The sequence below is a fragment of the Herminiimonas sp. NPDC097707 genome, assembly GCF_044761395.1.
Classification (GTDB): Bacteria; Pseudomonadota; Gammaproteobacteria; order Burkholderiales; family Burkholderiaceae_D; genus Oxalicibacterium.
Genome location: NZ_JBIWCI010000001.1, coordinates 2,213,698 through 2,231,510 on the forward strand (window position 1 = coordinate 2,213,698; position 17,813 = coordinate 2,231,510).

At 53.0% G+C, this 17,813-nt stretch carries 17 protein-coding genes; 9 read left to right on the forward strand and 8 right to left on the reverse strand.

All coding sequences use genetic code 11. From position 1 onward, the window contains the following. Window positions 1-62: 62 nt before the first annotated feature. The 8 genes from ACIQW9_RS10710 (at window position 63) to ACIQW9_RS10745 (ending at window position 6,259) form a co-directional block, all read left to right on the forward strand. A complete protein-coding gene (locus ACIQW9_RS10710; RefSeq protein ID WP_402336475.1) occupies window positions 63-1,091 on the forward strand; it encodes an SIS domain-containing protein in 1,029 nt (342 codons plus the stop codon). Then, window positions 1,091-1,630 carry a KdsC family phosphatase gene (locus tag ACIQW9_RS10715; protein WP_402336478.1) on the forward strand — a complete coding sequence of 180 codons (540 nt, stop codon included), beginning with the start codon at window positions 1,091-1,093 and terminating at the stop codon, window positions 1,628-1,630. The genes ACIQW9_RS10710 and ACIQW9_RS10715 overlap by 1 nt, the downstream gene beginning before the upstream one ends. Further along, complete coding sequence (gene lptC, locus ACIQW9_RS10720) at window positions 1,627-2,226, forward strand: LPS export ABC transporter periplasmic protein LptC (RefSeq protein ID WP_402336481.1); 600 nt, start codon at window positions 1,627-1,629, stop codon at window positions 2,224-2,226. The genes ACIQW9_RS10715 and lptC overlap by 4 nt, the downstream gene beginning before the upstream one ends. Window positions 2,227-2,271: 45 nt before the next feature. After that, window positions 2,272-2,829: a lipopolysaccharide transport periplasmic protein LptA gene (gene lptA / locus ACIQW9_RS10725; protein WP_402336484.1), complete on the forward strand. Its 558-nt coding sequence runs from the start codon at window positions 2,272-2,274 to the stop codon at window positions 2,827-2,829. Window position 2,830: 1 nt separating this feature from the next. Further along, window positions 2,831-3,571 carry an LPS export ABC transporter ATP-binding protein gene (lptB, locus tag ACIQW9_RS10730; RefSeq protein WP_402336486.1) on the forward strand — a complete coding sequence of 247 codons (741 nt, stop codon included), beginning with the start codon at window positions 2,831-2,833 and terminating at the stop codon, window positions 3,569-3,571. Between the two features lie 23 nt (window positions 3,572-3,594). Next, window positions 3,595-5,064 carry an RNA polymerase factor sigma-54 gene (locus ACIQW9_RS10735; RefSeq protein WP_402336489.1) on the forward strand — a complete coding sequence of 490 codons (1,470 nt, stop codon included), beginning with the start codon at window positions 3,595-3,597 and terminating at the stop codon, window positions 5,062-5,064. Window positions 5,065-5,154: 90 nt separating this feature from the next. Then, window positions 5,155-5,508, forward strand: a complete 354-nt coding sequence (gene hpf / locus ACIQW9_RS10740; protein WP_402336492.1) for a ribosome hibernation-promoting factor, HPF/YfiA family — start codon at window positions 5,155-5,157, stop codon at window positions 5,506-5,508. A 145-nt stretch (window positions 5,509-5,653) separates the two neighbouring features. Beyond that, on the forward strand, window positions 5,654-6,259 hold the full coding sequence (locus ACIQW9_RS10745) for a hypothetical protein (protein WP_402336495.1): 606 nt from the start codon (window positions 5,654-5,656) through the stop codon (window positions 6,257-6,259). 44 nt (window positions 6,260-6,303) lie between these two features. On the opposite strand, the gene ACIQW9_RS10750 is transcribed toward ACIQW9_RS10745, so the two are convergent. The 6 genes from ACIQW9_RS10750 to ACIQW9_RS10775 are packed head-to-tail and all read right to left on the reverse strand — an operon-like array spanning window position 6,304 to window position 13,615. Next, a complete protein-coding gene (locus ACIQW9_RS10750) occupies window positions 6,304-10,536 on the reverse strand; it encodes a pilus assembly protein (RefSeq protein WP_402336497.1) in 4,233 nt (1,410 codons plus the stop codon). A gap of 9 nt (window positions 10,537-10,545) precedes the next feature. Then, a complete protein-coding gene (locus ACIQW9_RS10755) occupies window positions 10,546-11,166 on the reverse strand; it encodes a hypothetical protein (RefSeq protein ID WP_402336500.1) in 621 nt (206 codons plus the stop codon). Beyond that, window positions 11,163-12,209 (reverse strand): PilW family protein, encoded by a 1,047-nt coding sequence (locus ACIQW9_RS10760; protein ID WP_402336503.1) that lies wholly within the window; start codon window positions 12,207-12,209, stop codon window positions 11,163-11,165. Before ACIQW9_RS10760 ends, ACIQW9_RS10755 begins: the two co-directional genes overlap by 4 nt. Further along, window positions 12,206-12,628 (reverse strand): hypothetical protein, encoded by a 423-nt coding sequence (locus tag ACIQW9_RS10765; protein ID WP_402336506.1) that lies wholly within the window; start codon window positions 12,626-12,628, stop codon window positions 12,206-12,208. The genes ACIQW9_RS10760 and ACIQW9_RS10765 overlap by 4 nt, the downstream gene beginning before the upstream one ends. Window positions 12,629-12,647: 19 nt before the next feature. After that, window positions 12,648-13,157, reverse strand: a complete 510-nt coding sequence (locus ACIQW9_RS10770; protein ID WP_402336509.1) for a GspH/FimT family pseudopilin — start codon at window positions 13,155-13,157, stop codon at window positions 12,648-12,650. Further along, the gene (locus tag ACIQW9_RS10775; protein WP_402336512.1) at window positions 13,151-13,615 is read right to left on the reverse strand and encodes a type IV pilin protein; all 465 of its coding nucleotides are present in this window, start codon (window positions 13,613-13,615) and stop codon (window positions 13,151-13,153) included. The genes ACIQW9_RS10770 and ACIQW9_RS10775 overlap by 7 nt, the downstream gene beginning before the upstream one ends. Window positions 13,616-13,775: 160 nt before the next feature. On the opposite strand from ACIQW9_RS10775, the gene ACIQW9_RS10780 reads away from it, so the two are divergent. Next, complete coding sequence (locus ACIQW9_RS10780; RefSeq protein ID WP_402336515.1) at window positions 13,776-14,867, forward strand: enoyl-CoA hydratase/isomerase family protein; 1,092 nt, start codon at window positions 13,776-13,778, stop codon at window positions 14,865-14,867. 66 nt (window positions 14,868-14,933) lie between these two features. On the opposite strand, the gene ACIQW9_RS10785 is transcribed toward ACIQW9_RS10780, so the two are convergent. Together ACIQW9_RS10785 and aroKB are read right to left on the reverse strand one after the other, a co-directional pair. After that, on the reverse strand, window positions 14,934-16,082 hold the full coding sequence (locus ACIQW9_RS10785) for a deoxyguanosinetriphosphate triphosphohydrolase (RefSeq protein ID WP_402336517.1): 1,149 nt from the start codon (window positions 16,080-16,082) through the stop codon (window positions 14,934-14,936). Window positions 16,083-16,124: 42 nt separating this feature from the next. Further along, window positions 16,125-17,789, reverse strand: coding sequence for a bifunctional shikimate kinase/3-dehydroquinate synthase AroKB (gene aroKB, locus ACIQW9_RS10790; RefSeq protein WP_402336520.1), 1,665 nt, complete (start codon window positions 17,787-17,789; stop codon window positions 16,125-16,127). Between the last annotated feature and the right edge of the window lie 24 nt (window positions 17,790-17,813).

Sequence of the window (17,813 nt, forward strand, 5' to 3'; positions counted from 1 at the left end):
AAAACATATTTTTGTTCTGTCTGGCAGGTTTTTTGCTTTGCGAATTCGTTTATACTTTCAACATGAGTGTACCCCATGCCAAAAAACCACCGGCAACTTTTGATGCCAAGAGCGCAACGCGCGCGCTGCAATTTGCGCGCGATACCTTGCAAATCGAGGCAGATGCCATCCTTGCACTAAAGCAGCGCATCAGCAATGAAAGCGGCGAACAATTCATTCAGGCTGTCGCGCTGCTATTGAACTGCACAGGCCGCGTAGTGGTATCCGGCATCGGCAAGTCCGGCCATATCGCCCGCAAAATCGCCTCCACGCTGGCCTCAACCGGCACGCCGGCCTTATTCGTTCATGCCGCGGAAGCCTCGCACGGCGATCTGGGCATGATCACGGCCGACGATGCGCTGATTGCGATTTCGTATTCCGGCGAAGCCGGCGAACTGCTTGCCATCGTTCCCATCATCAAACGCATGGGCGCAACCTTGATCACGATCACCGGCAATGACGATTCCACGCTGGCGCAACTGGCCGACGTGCACTTGAACGTCAGGGTCGACAAGGAAGCCTGCCCCCTGAATCTGGCGCCGACCGCCAGCACCACGGCGACGCTGGCCATCGGCGATGCATTGGCGGTCGCCCTGCTCGACGCACGCGGCTTCGGCGAAGAAGATTTTGCACGCTCCCATCCGGGCGGCGCACTGGGCCGTCGTTTGCTGACACACGTACGCGATGTGATGCGCACCGGCGACGCGATTCCAACCGTGGGCAAAGATGCCAGTCTGTACACAGCACTACTGGAAATCAGCAGAAAAGGCATGGCAATGACGTCGGTAGTCGATGCCGACGGACGCGCCATCGGCGTCTTCACCGACGGCGATTTGCGCCGCCTGATCGAGAACCAGCGCGATTTTTCCACCTTGTCGATTGCTGAAGTCATGCATGCGAATCCGCGCAGCGTCCAGCCGGACCAACTGGCGGTAGATGCTGTCGAGATGATGGAAGAATTCCGCATCAACCAGCTGCTGGTAACGAATGCCGATGGCAAACTGGTAGGCGCGCTGCATATTCACGATTTGACACGCGCGAAAGTAATCTGATGACATCCCCGACAGATAACGCAGCGATCGCTCGCGCCTCGAATGTGCGCCTGATGATTTTCGACGTTGACGGTATTCTGACGGATGGCAGCCTGCATTTCGGCGCCGATGGCGAAGTCATCAAAACCTTCAACGTACTCGATGGCCACGGCATCAAGCTGCTGCAGCAATCCGGCGTCGCCACCGCCATCATCAGCGCACGCCAGTCGCCCATCGTGCTGCGCCGCGCCACCGATCTCGGCATTCATCATGTCTTCCAGGGCATACACGACAAGCGCTCTGCATTTGAACAATTGCTGACGCAAACCGGCATAGCGGCTGCTGCCTGCGGTTTTATCGGCGACGATGTCATCGACTTGCCGATTCTGTCGCGCGTCGGCTTCGCCGCCAGCGTGCCGAACGCGCATCCTGAAGTACGTACACGCGTGCATTACGTGACGCAAGCCGGTGGCGGCCGTGGCGCGGCACGCGAATTATGCGATTTCATTCTGCGCGCGCAAGGCAACTATGAGGCGGCACTGGCGCCGTATCTATTGTGAAGAGCGCCAACTCCGCCAACGGGGTACGCCTGATTGTATTGATTGCACTCAGTGCAGCCCTCGCGCTTGGCAGTTTCTGGCTGGTTGAAGTCATGCAGCGGAAAACCGAAGATGCGCTGCCCGCACGCGCACGCACGGAGCCGGACTTTTATGTGGAAAAATTCAATTTCGTCCGCATGGGGAAAACCGGCGAGGCCCGCTATAACCTGACCGGCACCGAGATGAAGCATTATCCTCAGGACGACTCCTATCAGATACAGAATCCGGTCATGCATAGCTACAGCGCGGACAAGCCGCCTATGGTGAGTCGCTCCCTGCGCGCCACCATTAGCAACAACAGCAGCGAAGTGCATATGTACGATAACGTGCATATCGACAGACCCGCATCAACTACTTCCCGGCATTTCCAGCTCAAGACCTCATATCTGCTGCTATTGCCGGATGACGACGTGATGAAAACGCCGAAACCGGTTGAAATAACAATTGGCGAATCGGTATTAACCGGGGCCGGCATGTTCGCCAACAATGCAAGTGGCGAATTCCGTTTATCCAGCAATGTAAAAGGCCAGTATCAGCCACCCAATATCACTCGTTGATGATGTGACCCGGCTTTTAATCGATCGATTTTTAAGAAAACTGTCATGAAACGATTACTACCTGCACTGCTGCTTCTTTCAGGCATCTGCGCCATGTCTGCCGCGCATGCCGAAAAAACCGATGCGACCAAACCGACCAACGTCGAAGCCGATCAAATGCAGTACGACGACGTCAAGCAAATCAACACCTTCATCGGCAATGTCGTACTGACGCGCGGCTCGATCCTGATGAAAGCCAACAAGATGGTCGTGACGCAGGATCCCGCCGGCTATCAATTTGTCGTCATGTACGCGGCCCCCGGCTCGCTTGCCAGCTTTCGCCAGAAGCGCGATGGCGGCCCGGACCAGTGGATAGACGGCCAGGCCGAACGCATCGAATACGATGACAAGAATGAAATCATGAAACTGTTTTCCAAAGCGCGCATGCGCCGCCTGGAAAACGGCAAGGCCACCGATGAAGTCAACGGCGAATATATCTCCTACGATACGCGCGCCGAATTCTTTACCGTCCACAACACTGCAAGCGGCGACAGCAAGCCCGGTGCCGGTCGCATCAAGGCCATCATCCAGCCGCGCGCCACAGATACGAAAAAGGCGCCATAAGATGTCGAGCAAGTTGATAGTCAGCGGCCTGCAAAAAAGCTATGGCGCACGTCAGGTGGTGCGCGATGTCGCATTGCAGGTTGAGAGCGGTGAAGTGATCGGTTTGCTGGGCCCGAACGGCGCCGGCAAAACCACCTCCTTCTATATGATCGTCGGGCTGGTGCCATCCGACGCCGGCCGCATCGAACTGGATGGCGTCGATATTTCGCGCCAGCCGATTCACAAACGCGCCCAGCTCGGCCTGTCCTATCTGCCGCAGGAAGCCTCGGTATTCCGCAAACTGAGCGTGGAAGACAATATTCGCGCCGTGCTGGAACTGCAACGCGTGAATGGCAAGGCCTTAGGCAAAGAGCAGCTTGAACAGCGTCTGGATACCTTGCTGGCCGATTTGCAAATTGAAAAGCTGCGTGAGAATCAGGCCTTGTCCCTATCCGGCGGTGAGCGCCGTCGTGTCGAAATCGCCCGCGCATTGGCAACCAATCCGCGCTTTGTTTTGCTGGACGAACCGTTTGCCGGTGTCGATCCGATTGCCGTGATTGAAATTCAGCGCATCGTGCGCTTTTTGAAAGAACGCGGCATCGGCGTCCTGATCACCGATCACAACGTACGTGAAACCCTGGGCATCTGCGACCGCGCCTACATCATCAATCAGGGCGCCGTGCTGGCCAGCGGCCGACCGGACGACATCATTGCCGACGAATCGGTACGCCGTGTCTACCTGGGCGAACACTTCCGCATGTAACTGCGGAAACAAGACAAAGCCCCATGAAGCAATCCCTGCAATTACGCGTTTCGCAACATCTGGCATTGACACCGCAATTGCAGCAATCGATACGCCTGCTGCAACTGTCCACACTAGAACTGCATCAGGAACTCGAACAGATCCTGGCCGACAATCCGCTGCTGGAACGTACCGACGACCCGCTAGACCACGCCATTCGCCTGCTGGCCGATGGCGCAATCGGTTCTGCCGGCACCACGCCGGAAGGTGCCAGCGTCGAAGCGAATGCGCAAACACCGGAAAGCGACACCAGCTTCGATGTTCCCGAGCCGGCGGAAGCATCCAACGGCGATGCCGAATGGAGTTTCGACGATGTCGCGCGCACCTCGAAAGTGCCGGAAGACGACGATGCCCGCCCGCAACTGGAAGCGCACGAAACCACGCTGCGCGAACACTTGCTGGAACAGATGCGCGTCACCGTACGCGAACAACGCGATCGGGCATTGCTAGAACTTATCATCGATGCACTGAACGACAACGGCTATCTGGAAGAAGAACTGGAAGAAATCCACGCACGTCTGCCGGAAGAACTCGAAATAGAACTGGAAGAGTTGCAGATTGCATTGAACCTGCTGCAAAGTTTCGATCCGCCCGGCGTCGGTGCACGCAATGCTTCCGAATGTCTGGCTCTGCAAATCAGGCGCATGCCAAAAGTAGCAATGGTCACGCGCCGCATGGCACTCGCCATCGTGCAACATCATCTCGGCCTTTTCGCTCAACGCGACTTCAACAAACTACGCAAGGCACTCGATTGCGACGATGAAGATCTGCGCGAAGCACAAGTCATCATCAAGCAATGCAATCCGCATCCAGGCTCCACCTTCGCCACCGACACCTCCGATTATGTGGTGCCCGACGTGATCGTCAAACGCACACGCAACGGCTGGCAAGTGATGCTCAATCACGACGTCATGCCGCGCCTGCGCGTCAACAGCTTGTACGCCAATATTTTGAAGCAAAGCAAGGGTGACGGCTCGCTAGGCTCGCAGCTGCAGGAAGCCAAGTGGCTGATCAAAAACATGCGTCAGCGCTTCGACACCATCCTGCGTGTATCGCAGGCAATTGTAGAGCGGCAACGCAACTTTTTTTCACACGGCGCCGTAGCAATGCGACCGCTTGTGTTGCGTGAAATAGCTGATACACTAGGTCTACACGAGAGCACTATTTCTCGTGTGACGACGCAGAAATACATGCTTACCCCGCATGGCATGTTCGAATTGAAATACTTTTTCGGCAGCCATGTTGCAACGGAAACCGGGGGTGAAGCATCGTCAACTGCGATACGCGCACTGATCAAGCAACTGATAGGAGCCGAAAACCAGAAAACGCCATTCTCTGATAGCAAGATCGCAGAAATGCTGGCGGAACAAGGTATGGTGGTGGCGCGACGTACCGTTGCAAAATACCGTGAAGCCTTGAAAATCCCCCCAGTCAATTTGCGCAAATCGTTGTAGAGCTCGTCCTTAGTAGTTTTTGTTATACCTTGCTGTGTTCATGGCCAGGTAAAGGCATGAACCTCCAGTGAATTATCATAGGAGCACTGTATGAATCTCACAATCAGTGGACATCACCTCGAATTAACCCCAGCCATCCGCGAATATGTACAAGGAAAACTGGAGCGCATCAAACGGCATTTCGATCACGTCATCGATATTGCAGTCATTCTGACTGTAGATAATCTTCCGGAAAAAGAAAAACGCCAAAGGGCGGAAATCAACTTGCGTGTGAGAGGCAAGGATATACATGTGGAAAGCATCGCGAATAATTTGTATGCCGCGATTGACACCCTGATCGACAAACTCGATCGACAAGTCATCAAATACAAAACCAAACAGCAGGATCATCAGCATGATGCAATCAAACGATTGCCGGATGAATCGGATGCTGTTGCGTCTTAAGGCGCGACAACCAGACTGAGAGTATCGGTCGCTAAAAATGAAGGGCGCAATTTGCGCCCTTTTTTATACTTAATATCTTCCGCCTCAAACATGTCTTGCAAAAATGAGCGTCAAACCCTCATGAATGTCGTTATAGAATAATTCAATGCAAGTCCATCAACGTCAATATCCCTTCCCGACTCCAAAAACTGCGACAGTGATTGCACTGCTTCTCGCTGTGAGCGCGCATATATTTTTTCTGCGTTTCTGGCTTGACTCTGTCAGCAGCAAGCCGGCAACACAGAATGTTTTGGTTACCTTGAAGACCAACCCTTCACAGAAAAATCCTGTCCGCAAAAATATCTTGAGTACTGCGAAAAGTGGCGATAGCGCACCCCAAGTGGAATCAGATGCGCAGCAAGACACGCAAAATATCGAAAGAGCCGGAAATAAAACCTACTATTTTAAATATGATGAAGTAAGCAGCAAACCCGTGGTCATTACAGACGTCCCAGCGGATTTTTCTCTGCCCATACTTTCAGACCTGTCTCAAACGCTGATCCTGACTCTACGCATCAGTGACAAAGGAGAAATAGACGAAGTCTTGATTGACAACAAAAGTATCGATGAAAATGCAAGACAATTGATCATCAATGCGTTCAAGGCTATGAAGTTCGAGCCCGCCAGAATTAATGATATATCGGTACCGAGCGAAATTCGTATCGAGGCGCAAGAAAATGAGCCGGATACCACCCACCAAGCCGCCGAATAAAAATCGGCGGCAATGATAGGCCGCCGATCTACTTAAAATTCACTTCACTCCGGTATCAGCTCTCGCCAAATCACGCGCTTCCCCTTGAATGACAAGGCACTAGGGGGGTTAGGTAACTCATGCGTCGGTTGCTCCGGAGTCGGATGGTCTGACGTTACAACCGAAACATGTCTTTTACCATCCGGTGTGTAGTAATAATTCACACCGACAATCGGAGCATTGAACAATTCCGAAACGAGCCCGTCAGCATTATTGCCGTTCAGGTAATTAAAATAATTGAGCCATCCATAACCACCGGGTGAACAGACTGTATTAGACGGAACCGTCGATGGCGCGATTAACAATCCAGAGTCCAGTATCGGCTCGACATGAATCCGCTCCCCGCTATCCGATAGATCAATGAACCATCCTGGATCGCTTCGGAAATCCATTTCATTTTGAGAGGCAGTGCGCGTCGATCCCGAAGTCGTCAAGGTCTGCTGCACCAAGGAAAGGCGAGGATTCACCAGCGTCGTCACAAGATTATCATCCTTGATCGCATACAAGGTCTGCCGCTGGGTATTCTCCAGATCGCTTTTTTCCAGATATTTCCCAGTCCCCACAAATACCAGTCGCTTACCGTAAGCGACTCCCAATTCCGGTGCGGCGGTAACTGGCTGCGCCGCGCCCGACGGATCCTTTAAGGTTGCTAATTTCAGAACCGTATTGTTGTTGATATTAAATCGCCACACGTTACCCAGGATGTCTCCACCATAAACGTAGAGCGAAGTATTATTTCGCGTTGGGTCGTTTGCATAATTCGATATCTTGGCCAGCCCACTAGGCGTAGTCGTATCTCCCGCTCCCGTTCCAATACGCGCAATATGCGCACCGGTTAGTGCATTACGCACATATAGATAGCCCTCCCCATTTCCCGGACTGGTATTGTTATAGCCCGATGTGAACAGCACGACCCAGGTACCGTCAGCTTTTTTTGTCACGACCGGATAACCATAGCTGTAGCCAAGATTTGCTTCGGTACTTGAGTTTATTTCCCACAGCAAACTAGGCGCGATGGGATTGGTAATATCGAGCGCATAATATCCTCTCCCCCCACCATTCAAGCCAGCAACCAGAATCGTGCGCCATGCAGCCGTCGCAGTGTCATACACATCTGCAATCACAGGCCTGCCATTAACATAGTTTCTATGCTGACTTGCGTAGTTCTTGTCTGCCAGATGCCAAAGATCCGGAATCATCAAGGTAGGCACAAATGCCCACCGTTCCGTACCATCTACTGCATCAAACGCATGCAGCATGCCATCATTAGCCCCCATATATACTGTCTTCGGACGCGACGTCTTTGCTGTGATGTATGCGGCATAATCTGTATCGGCATACTTGAAATACGGCTTACCTACGAAAGCAGGTTGCGACTCGATTGCATCGCCCAAGGTCGCTTCGCGGTAACGATACAGCCGATCTTCAACCGCATTGCTGGTCCGCTCCATCTCAAATCCGGTATGCCCCCTCAGATAGCTCACCATCTTTTCACCTGCAGCAAGCGTCTTCTGATCGGTAGACAAATCTGCCCACTGGCTCAATCCGGTGCCGGAAAAATAGGTTTTCTGGGTGTTTGACAAGTTGTCATAGATAAAATCGACCAAGGCTCCCGCGCCATTTGCCATTTTGATGACACGACTATCTGTCGACGTGCCCACTCTTGAGCGCATGGTGCCGGTACAAGCCGTTGCCATTTCAACTTTGCAGCTTGTACCGTCCAATGTGCCATTAACGCAGGTATCCGCTGTGGCACCCGGTGTGACGCAATAGTAAGCTGTACTGCTACCATCCGTCGATTGCATGATGGTTCCTGGTGCCGAGCAAGAGCCGGCAATTGTATTCTCGACGCACCACGCCGGCGACTCACTAACGTCACCAGTTTTCAGGTTGATAGTACGAGCCTCGAGATTGCCCTGCCATTTGACCGTGGTGTAGCTTGCTACATAAGCGAAGTTATCATTGGCCACTGGATTCAAGGTACTGGTAGCCGCAGCGGAGCCAGCGCCCAGTTTTGACCCAATAGCGGCAAGCGCGCCATTCAGGCCGCTAGTCAACTGACTTGGGTCTTTTGCACTGAAGTAGGTTCCCTGACCATTGACTGCGGCATGCCATAAATCGTCAATCGCGGTTTCGGTATCCGCAACCGGCACTGGCCAGTTGACAGCCGATGTGCCGGAACCATGTTTAATGTCGTAATAATCCCCGGAATCAGCTGTCTTGTAATCACTGACATAGGACAGCGTGCCATCCACACCCAAACCGAGTGTGAATGTGGTCATATGTTGTTTAACGTTATTGTCGGTGCCACTCACAAAAACATTATCCTTGCATACATCAATGCCCAATGCCCCCGTGCAGTTGCCAAGCGAACTGTTACGCAAATCAGTGTCGTAATAATATTTTGCCGCATCTGCCAGACTGTTGGAACTGGCCGTCGGCCCTTCATACATCGGGCGCGGCGTACTACCTCCATCGAGATTGCCGACTGCATTGCCATTCAATCCCTTAACATCAGAATTTGCATCCGTATTCCAGTAACCGTCTGTGGTGAGCAAGGCAAAATTCTGCTGGCAAGAATACTGCATCGGATCTGCGCTCCCTACAGGTTTCTTCCCTGCATACAGCAAGCCCACACGCGCCAGCGCCGATCGCAATGGCGTACCATTGGCAGGATTGATCGAAAACAGTTTTTTGTACCATTTATCTTTGGTATTGTTGGTGCCGGCGTCGAACGGAGCGATCGGCAAATAATTATTGCCCTGTATGTCGATAAAACCGACACGATAACGATTATCGATCGACTTGAAGGCTCGGCTGGTAGCAGTTTTCATCGTCTGCATCCGCGTCTGATAATACGTCCACCAGTTTGCGAAATTCGTCATCTCTTCGCTATATGAACAAGAGGTCGTGCTGGCGATACAGTCAGTGCGTGCTGCAGCGCGCGGATAAGTTGCTCCATCCACGATATCGGTACGCACAAAAGAACCTGAATAGAGAGGAGATGATGCGAGAATCTCTGGCTTACTCGCGACGTAACCACTAAGCTTCTGGGTCATTGGGCTAAAGGTGCAGCTACTATTGGAACTCGATGTACTCGTAAGAATGACGTCATAGTTGACATCGCCCATGGTTGCCGGCACTTGTATCTTCAAGGTGTCACCGGAACCGCTGAATGAATATCCGGTCGGCGGTGTTTTTCCTCTGGCGCTACCCGCCAGCGAAGAGGCCGAACTTTCATTCGTTGTTGCCGAAGGCAAGATACTGACCCCATTAATCGTGATCGATGCAATCCCCGCCTTCTTGGAGCCACTACACCCAGCCATCGAGAATCTGAATGTTGCGCTGGCACCTACTGCAGGCACAGATGGCACATATGGTTGGGCAGGCGATAAAAATTTGGTGGGAAATCGTATTTGCTTGTAGTTACCAGCGCGCAGTCCCTGGCAAGAATTGGCGGCAGGTATGTCCGCCTTTGCATTTGCATCATCCAGACACCAGCGCACACGCGCAGGAAAACTGAAGACATCGCTTTGATTCGATTGACAATTAATCAGTTTGGCAGAGTCACACCATTCGCCAGGGATAATGCGATAGTAGTGCGGGCCCAGGGTTTTGAGCTCAGTGGTTATCCCCCCAGAAGAATCCATTTTCGCCAGTAACTTGTTACCGTTCGATGTCGTAGTGTGCTGAACAGTGTAATTATTAACTCCTACAGTACCTGGCAAGACGTAATTGTCATTGCGCAGGCAGTTGCTATAGCTAGTACTTGTGCACCATTCCACGTCTGGATAGGAGGTGACCAAATTTGTCGAGCTACTACTTTGAATACCATACGCATCATTCTTGACGCTAGCCCAGGAAGTCTGGCTTGCATAGCTGGTGCCCGCACTATCCACCGGCGGCAGATAGTTGATTGCAGGGTTGTAATAAACACCATTCACATCCGGACTTTTGAACAGCGGTGAATTGACACATCCCAGGCTGTAACTGCCATTCGTGTTTTTGCAAAGGTTATCGTCCACCCAATCCGGCAGATAGTTCCAATCCATACTTCCAGAACCATCGAGAATGAACATCAAGTTTGGCAGCACCGCCGTCGTAGTTGCATTGGCGAGCGGCTCGGTTGCCAATGCTATTGATGCAGGCAGCGCCTTCAAAGGCAGCGTCATTGCGAAGGCAAACGTGACTATCGCCACAATATTGGCGCGGCGCCCAATGTCGAAATAGTGTTTCATGCTTGCCTCTTAGTAAATGAATCCCTGAATGTAGCTGACGGTATTACGTGGGCCCGTTACGCGAACAGTTACACGGAACATTACGCTACTGCCACTTTTATCGACAGGTGGCTTGCCGGTAACCATAGAATCTGTTTGCGACTCTGCGTCGCTGAATACACATTTTTCTGCAACAGGAGCCTCGCCCTCAATCGTGCTGCACATACGCTCAATGATGTAGCGAACGTCGTTATCACTGGCATCTTTGCCTGCGCGGGCACTCACCTGATCAGTCCACATAGCGGTGGTCTTAACAGCATCTATTCGGTCTGGAACTACAAGATTGGAGTAATAGCCATTCGCACCGCTCGTGTTATTCAATGCCTGATCTGCAGGAAGCTTTGCCTGATCCTTGATCTGCTCCGCAGATAACCAGGCAATGGCGCTTTCCAATCCAGTATCACCAGACGAAGTCGCGGCGCGGCGAAATGCAATATTGCCCGCGATAAGACTGGACGTGTCCACAGAACGCACTAACGCAACTGCCGCCAGCATAATGGTGACCAGAGCGATCAGGGCAATGAAAAGTACGACCCCGCGTTGCCTGCTTAGCGTACTGATCCGCCTGCGCATAAAGGAGTGTTGGCTCATAGTTTGTCCGCGGACCAGATCATGTTGCGAATCGGGATAAGTGTGTCGAACACTCGGTAACGATATTTTCTCCAATCCGGGTCTGCGCTTAGATCAATCGCTGGCGCCGGATTGGCGACGGTGCCGGCCCATGCGCACAGCCCGGTCGGAGCGGCAGTTGTCAGGGAAGAGCATGCGGCGGTGACGTCCTCTTTTTCCTTTACGCTGTTACGAATGACCAGCGCCACACGAATCGCCTTGATCCTGTTGCGATTACTTGCCGACATGGCAGCGCCCCATTCCGGATCAACCGCATCCACATAAGCGTCAGGTGTGATCTGATTCACATTTCCAGCCAGGGTGATTCCATAGCGAGCCTGCATGTTTACAACACCGCCTGCAATTTGCGCTCCACCCTCAAGTAAATTGCTACCCGAAACCTCATAAGTAGTCGCTTCCCACCGTTTACCTAGACAAGCAAAGGTACCGCTAGCGGGATCCGTGATCACGGGAGAAAATGTAATCCCGGCAGCATCGACAGCCGCGACGGTAGTCATCGCGCACTTTGTGCCGTTAGTCACAAGAACCTTATCGTCAACCTGGCAAGACAACATATTATTTTGATCCGGCGCAGATGGGAAGCGAAGCGGCACACCACCAAAGGCGGTCGTTCCTTTACGTACAATAATCTGGTCGCTGGCACCACCAGCGCCGTTGACAATCTCCACCGGGGTAATGCTGACGCCAACCTCGGGCGTATCGGGATCACCATCGTTATCTGCCAACGGTTTATCTGCGCAATTGAGCGCTTGGTTTTGCGCGCTAAAAACTGGCAAGCCGTAACCGGCCATCTGGATCTGGCGCTGCATCGTGTAGATCGCAATGCTGCCAGCGGTCTGCGCATCTGCAGTTCCGGTTGTTGAACGCTTTTGTCCCTCGAACATGGCGGCGACTTGCACGATCACCAGCGTTGCGATCATCCCGATCGCAAGACCGACCATGATCTCCACCAAACCAAAACCATTTCCCGAAGAAAACCGGCGTGCGTGATGAATTCTTCTCATACGCCCCCCGTTACTCTGGCCACGCTAGTGACATTGTGTTCTGCGCTATCACCGGGCTGCTGCCAGGTAACCTTCACAACAAAACATGACAGATTGCCTGCGCAGTTGGGTATATCTCCGCGAATCGTGATCCTGCGTCCATTGGGCAATCCGGAGCCCGCAGAAATATCCGTTCCGGGAGCCGGCTCGGCATAGTTTGCCAAATTCATTTGATCTACCCACATTTGCGAAATACGCTGCTCCACAATCAATCCTGCTTCCACACGGTACTTGGCGTCAGAATTGGCCTTGATCATGGTTGCCTGCAAACCAACCGCTCCCAGAATACCCACAGAAAAAATAAGGATGGCAATCAATCCTTCCAGCAGCACGATGCCCTTCTGGGTGGAGGAGAGACGATAGCGAATATGCATTTTCATTGGAGTCTGCCCTCGTCCTTCAACATGCGCGCGAATCTGGCGCAGTAACGTTCGGATCGCACATCCGCACACTGCCGCCGTTAACGATAATGCGTAAATTCCTGCTGTCCGCTGCTGACATAACCTCAGTATTCACATCCACATCAATCACAACGTCGGTTCCACGACCCAAGGCATTGAAATTCACATCAGAAATTACGGGATTGGCGACCACGATCACCGCGGCAGAAGAACCATCACCTGTTGCGCGACTTTGAATGAGAGTGCAATCATCACCGGCTACCAGACAGACCGTCCATGAGGAGCCATCACCCATCGAAAATCTGACTACCTGATTACGCGCAACAGCCTCAGAGCGGGCCAATTGCAAACCATTCAGGATGGATTCCGCTGCGTTCCTCAGTTTTGCGTTTTGTATCCAGGTGCGATAACTGGGAACGCCAAGCGCGATAACGATAGCCAGCACGACTATGCCTATCATCAGTTCTATCAGGGTAAAGCCCCCGCTATGTACATTGCGCCTCAGCATGCATCACCGCGCTTGGTGAGCCAACAATTGACTTCTGCACCAGGAGGCACTGTTGATTTTTTAGTGTTGTTCTGATCAAGCGAATATTTATATCCATCCATACCCTGGCTCGCCACACCGGTTGCGGTAATCGTATACACATTGGGCGTAGCAGCATCAGTCGCGCAAGCAAAAGTGAAGTACTTCCCTGACACCACGGCACCAGCGGCGGTCGCACAAGCAGCGTCGACATAACCAGCGTAGCTGCGGTTATCCTGATAATACTGTTCCATTTTCACGCGCATATTTGCAAGTTCGGACGTTGCCTCCTGCACTTTTCCTCTGCGCACATAGTCCCCATAATAGGGAAGTGCGATCGAAGCAAGAATGCCGATAATGGCAACGGTAATCATGAGTTCAATCAGCGTAAATCCAGCCGATTGACGCGAATTGGATGAGGAGGAAAAAATATGTTTCATGTCATGTTCCCTTTAAGTAACATTAATTTAAACCAATCAAGCGGCATTACCAGACGCATCCGATAAACGGCGCAATTCCCGCTCCGAGCGGTTTGCCTCTATCGCTACCTGTCGCAAAGAAGCCGCTAGAATGCCTAACCTCACCCAACAAACTTCATATATGCCCGCAGATATCCGCATCACTATCGACCATGGCTTAGGCTGCCTGACACTGGATCGCCCGCAGGCCATGAATTCTCTTTCGCTGGACATGATCCGCACGATGACGCAAGCGCTGTCGGCATGGCGGGCGGATGAAAACGTGCACGCTGTGCTGATCAACTCCAGCACCCCCAAGGCATTTTGTGCCGGCGGCGATATTCGTTTTTTTTACGATGTCGGCATCGCAGGGCTGCGTGGCGGTAGCGCCTTGCTGGAAGATTTTTTTACCGAAGAATATGCGTTGAACCACTTGATTCATCATTATCCGAAGCCCTACATCGCACTGATGGATGGCATCGTGATGGGTGGCGGCATGGGTATTACGCAAAGCAGTGCCGCAGCGCGGATACGCATCGTGACCGAACGCACGCGCATGGCGATGCCGGAAGTGAATATCGGCTTGTTCCCGGATGTAGGCGGCGGTTATTTCCTGTCGCGCCTGCCGGGGGAAATCGGTACCTATCTCGGCCTGACGGGGGAAATTGCCGGCGCCGCAGATGCCTTGTACGCCGACCTGGCCGATGTATTTATTCCGCGCAAGGAATTACCCGCCTTGTTGACCTTGCTTGCATCCGTCAAGAATCGGCAATACCGCCAGGCCATCGATGAATTTGCAGCGCCGTTTGCTGAACAAATCGATCCCGCGAATAGCGTGCTCGCCAAACAGCGTGATTTGATCGATCGCCATTTTTCACACGACAATGTGGCTGCTATCGTCGAATCCCTGAAACAAGACGATGATCCCTTCGCGAAAAAAACGCTGGACTCCCTGCTGCAGCGTTCGCCGCTGTTGGTCTGCGTTTCGCTGGAGCAGATACGCCGTTCAGCCAACATGGAACTGGCAGATTGCCTGCGCCTGGAACGCACGATGGTACGACGCTGCTTTGAACATGGAGAAGTGCTGGAAGGCATACGTGCGCTCGTGATCGACAAAGACCACGCGCCGCAATGGCGGCCGGCATCGCTGGCAGAAGTAAGTCAGGAAATGATTGCGCCATTCTTTGAATCGGCCTGGCCGGCCTATGCGCATCCGTTGCGCGAACTTGACTAAACCGGATCAAATCTCAAGCAACTCTGCGAAGCATCAAATAGAAATCAAGTGCGCAGACTTGTTTGCTCACATCTCGTCGATCAGGAACAAACGCTTATGCTCGCGTATCGCATAGCGATCCGTCATGCCGGCGATGTAGTCAGCTACCTTGCGCGCCTGCACTACCCTTGCCTGCGGTGTGTCGCTGACAGCTTGTTGATAGTCGGGCGGTAATAGATTCGGTTCGCGCATGAAGGCATCGAACAATTCCGCCACGATACGGCGTGCCTTGCTCGTCATGCGGTTGACTTGATAATGCTGGTACAGGTTTTCTCGCAGGAAGCGCTTGAGCACAACAGCCTCGGCACGCATGCCGTCAGAGAATGCAATCAGTGCCGGCGCATTGCGCACATCGTCTATCGTTTTGACTTGTGCCGCTTGTATGCGTTGCCGTGACGTGTCGATCACGTCGACAATCAATGCATTGATCATGCGCCGTATCGTTTCATTGATGGCGCGCCGCCCGTTAATACCGGGAAATGCCAACTCGACCTGATGCCGGTGTCGCGCATAAAAATCGACTTCATCCAGTTGTGCAGTCGTCAGCAAACCCGAACGCAAACCATCGTCGATATCGTGATTGTTGTAGGCGATTTCATCAGCCAGATTGGCCAGTTGCGCTTCCAGCGTCGGCTGCTTTTTCTCGATGAAACGCAGGCCGATTGCATCCAGTTTTTTTGCATTCGCCAGCGAACAATGCTTGAGGATGCCTTCGCGCGTTTCAAACATCAGGTTCAAGCCATCGAAAGCACCGTAGCGCTGTTCAAGCGTATCGACCACCCGCAGACTTTGCAGATTATGTTCGAAGCCGCCGTACTCGCTCATGCAGGCATTCAGGGCATCCTGGCCGGCGTGCCCGAAAGGTGTGTGACCGAGATCGTGCGCCAGTGAAATTGCCTCGATCAGATCTTCATTCAACTGCAGATTGCGCGCGATGGAGCGTGCAATCTGCGCCACTTCGATGCTGTGCGTCAGACGCGTACGAAACAGATCGCCCTCATGATTGACGAATACCTGGGTCTTGTATTCCAGTCGTCGAAATGCGGCGGAATGGATGATGCGATCACGATCGCGTTGAAATTCGGTGCGCGATGAGGTGGATGGTTCGGAGAAACGACGGCCCGTCGATTGCTCCGAGCGCGCCGCATAAGGGGCAAGATGAACTTCGATATTCATGTCAGGCAACCGCACGTAAAATCACGCGCGCCGGATGGTGAATCAGGCGACGCATGCACTCAATGTTTGCAGCAGCAAATCTTGCGGCACGGTCATGATGATGGATGTACCCAAGGGCTTGAGCAGAATGAACTTGATGGCGCCGCCTTCGTTTTTCTTGTCGACTTCCATCAGCTCCAGCCAGCGCGCAACGCCCAGATCCGGCGCAACCGTCGGCAATCCTGCAGCCTTCACGACCGCGACGATCCGTTCTTTTGAGTGGGCATCGATGAAACCCATGCGATGCGACAAATCTGCCGCCATCACCATGCCGCAACCGACCGCTTCGCCATGCAGCCAGACGCCGTAACCCATACCGGCTTCAATCGCATGACCGAAGGTGTGGCCGAAATTCAAGATCGCGCGCAAGCCGCCTTCGCGTTCATCCTGGCGCACCACATCGGCCTTGATTTCGCACGAACGCTTGATTGCATATGCCAATGCCTCTGCATCTTTTGCAACAAGTTTCGCGATATTCGCTTCTATCCAGTCGAAGAATGGCGCATCGATGATCGCACCGTGCTTGATCACTTCCGACAAGCCGGCCGACAATTCACGTGCCGGTAAGGTATTCAAGGTCGAGGTATCGGCGATCACCGCTTGCGGCTGATAAAAAGCGCCGATCATGTTCTTGCCGAGCGGATGATTGATCCCGGTCTTGCCGCCGACGGAGGAATCGACTTGCGACAGCAAGGTGGTTGGCACCTGGATAAATGGCACGCCACGCATGTACGCTGCCGCCGCAAACCCGGTCATATCGCCGATCACGCCACCGCCCAATGCGATCAAAGTGGTTTTTCGATCGCATTTTTCTGCGAGCAGGACATCAAACACTTTCATCAGGTTGGCCCAGTTTTTTTCTTCCTCGCCATCCGGCAAAATAATCTGCGTCACGTGCTTGCCCGCCGCTTCCAGCGTGGCAGTCAAACGATCGAGATACAAGGGAGCAACAACTGTGTTGGTAACAATGGCGACGCGCGCACCTGGAATGTGCGCGGCAACGACCGCCTGATCGTCGAGCAGAGCCTGCCCGATGCTGATGGGATAACTGCGTGCGCCTAAATCAACGTACAGGGTATGAGAAGCGGAAAGCTGTGGCATGGGGTGCTTTGATAATAAATCTTGTTGCAATGATACAGCCGTAGCGCTCTGCGTATGTTCCGGCCCCAATTGCGCCAGGATCGATTGCATCAGAAATTGTACGTTAGGCCGACCGGTATCGATCACGATGTCGGCGATTTCATTGTAGAGCGGTTCGCGGATACGCGACAATTCCTCGAGAGTCTTGCGCGGATCGCCGGTTTGCAGCAGCGGACGATTCTTGTCGTGACTGGTGCGTTGCAAAAGGTTGTTGACGCTGGCACGCAGATAAATGACGGTGCCCCGTGACTTGAGATAAGCACGATTTTCCGCATTCAGGACTGCACCGCCGCCGGTAGCGAGCACGATATCCTGTTGCGCCGTCAGATCGCGAATGACTTCCGCTTCGCGCTGCCGAAAACTGGCCTCGCCCTCAATTTCAAAGATCAAGGGGATAGCTGCGCCGGTGCGCGCTTCGATTTCGTGGTCGGAATCGATGAACTGCTTGTTCAGCCTTTTTGCCAGCGCGCGACCGACCGTCGTTTTGCCGGCACCCATCAGGCCGACCAGAAAAATATTTCCACCCACGTTTTACAAACTCTTTCTAAGCAG

Coding starts and splice junctions, on each gene's coding strand:
- ACIQW9_RS10710 (WP_402336475.1), top strand. CDS start 63: ATGAGTGTACCCCATGCCAAAAAACCACCGGCAACTTTTGATGCCAAG.
- ACIQW9_RS10715 (WP_402336478.1), top strand. CDS start 1,091: ATGACATCCCCGACAGATAACGCAGCGATCGCTCGCGCCTCGAATGTG.
- lptA (WP_402336484.1), top strand. CDS start 2,272: ATGAAACGATTACTACCTGCACTGCTGCTTCTTTCAGGCATCTGCGCC.
- lptB (WP_402336486.1), top strand. CDS start 2,831: ATGTCGAGCAAGTTGATAGTCAGCGGCCTGCAAAAAAGCTATGGCGCA.
- ACIQW9_RS10735 (WP_402336489.1), top strand. CDS start 3,595: ATGAAGCAATCCCTGCAATTACGCGTTTCGCAACATCTGGCATTGACA.
- hpf (WP_402336492.1), top strand. CDS start 5,155: ATGAATCTCACAATCAGTGGACATCACCTCGAATTAACCCCAGCCATC.
- ACIQW9_RS10745 (WP_402336495.1), top strand. CDS start 5,654: ATGCAAGTCCATCAACGTCAATATCCCTTCCCGACTCCAAAAACTGCG.
- ACIQW9_RS10750 (WP_402336497.1), bottom strand. CDS start 10,536: ATGAAACACTATTTCGACATTGGGCGCCGCGCCAATATTGTGGCGATA.
- ACIQW9_RS10755 (WP_402336500.1), bottom strand. CDS start 11,166: ATGAGCCAACACTCCTTTATGCGCAGGCGGATCAGTACGCTAAGCAGG.
- ACIQW9_RS10760 (WP_402336503.1), bottom strand. CDS start 12,209: ATGAGAAGAATTCATCACGCACGCCGGTTTTCTTCGGGAAATGGTTTT.
- ACIQW9_RS10765 (WP_402336506.1), bottom strand. CDS start 12,628: ATGAAAATGCATATTCGCTATCGTCTCTCCTCCACCCAGAAGGGCATC.
- ACIQW9_RS10770 (WP_402336509.1), bottom strand. CDS start 13,157: ATGCTGAGGCGCAATGTACATAGCGGGGGCTTTACCCTGATAGAACTG.
- ACIQW9_RS10775 (WP_402336512.1), bottom strand. CDS start 13,615: ATGAAACATATTTTTTCCTCCTCATCCAATTCGCGTCAATCGGCTGGA.
- ACIQW9_RS10780 (WP_402336515.1), top strand. CDS start 13,776: ATGCCCGCAGATATCCGCATCACTATCGACCATGGCTTAGGCTGCCTG.
- ACIQW9_RS10785 (WP_402336517.1), bottom strand. CDS start 16,082: ATGAATATCGAAGTTCATCTTGCCCCTTATGCGGCGCGCTCGGAGCAA.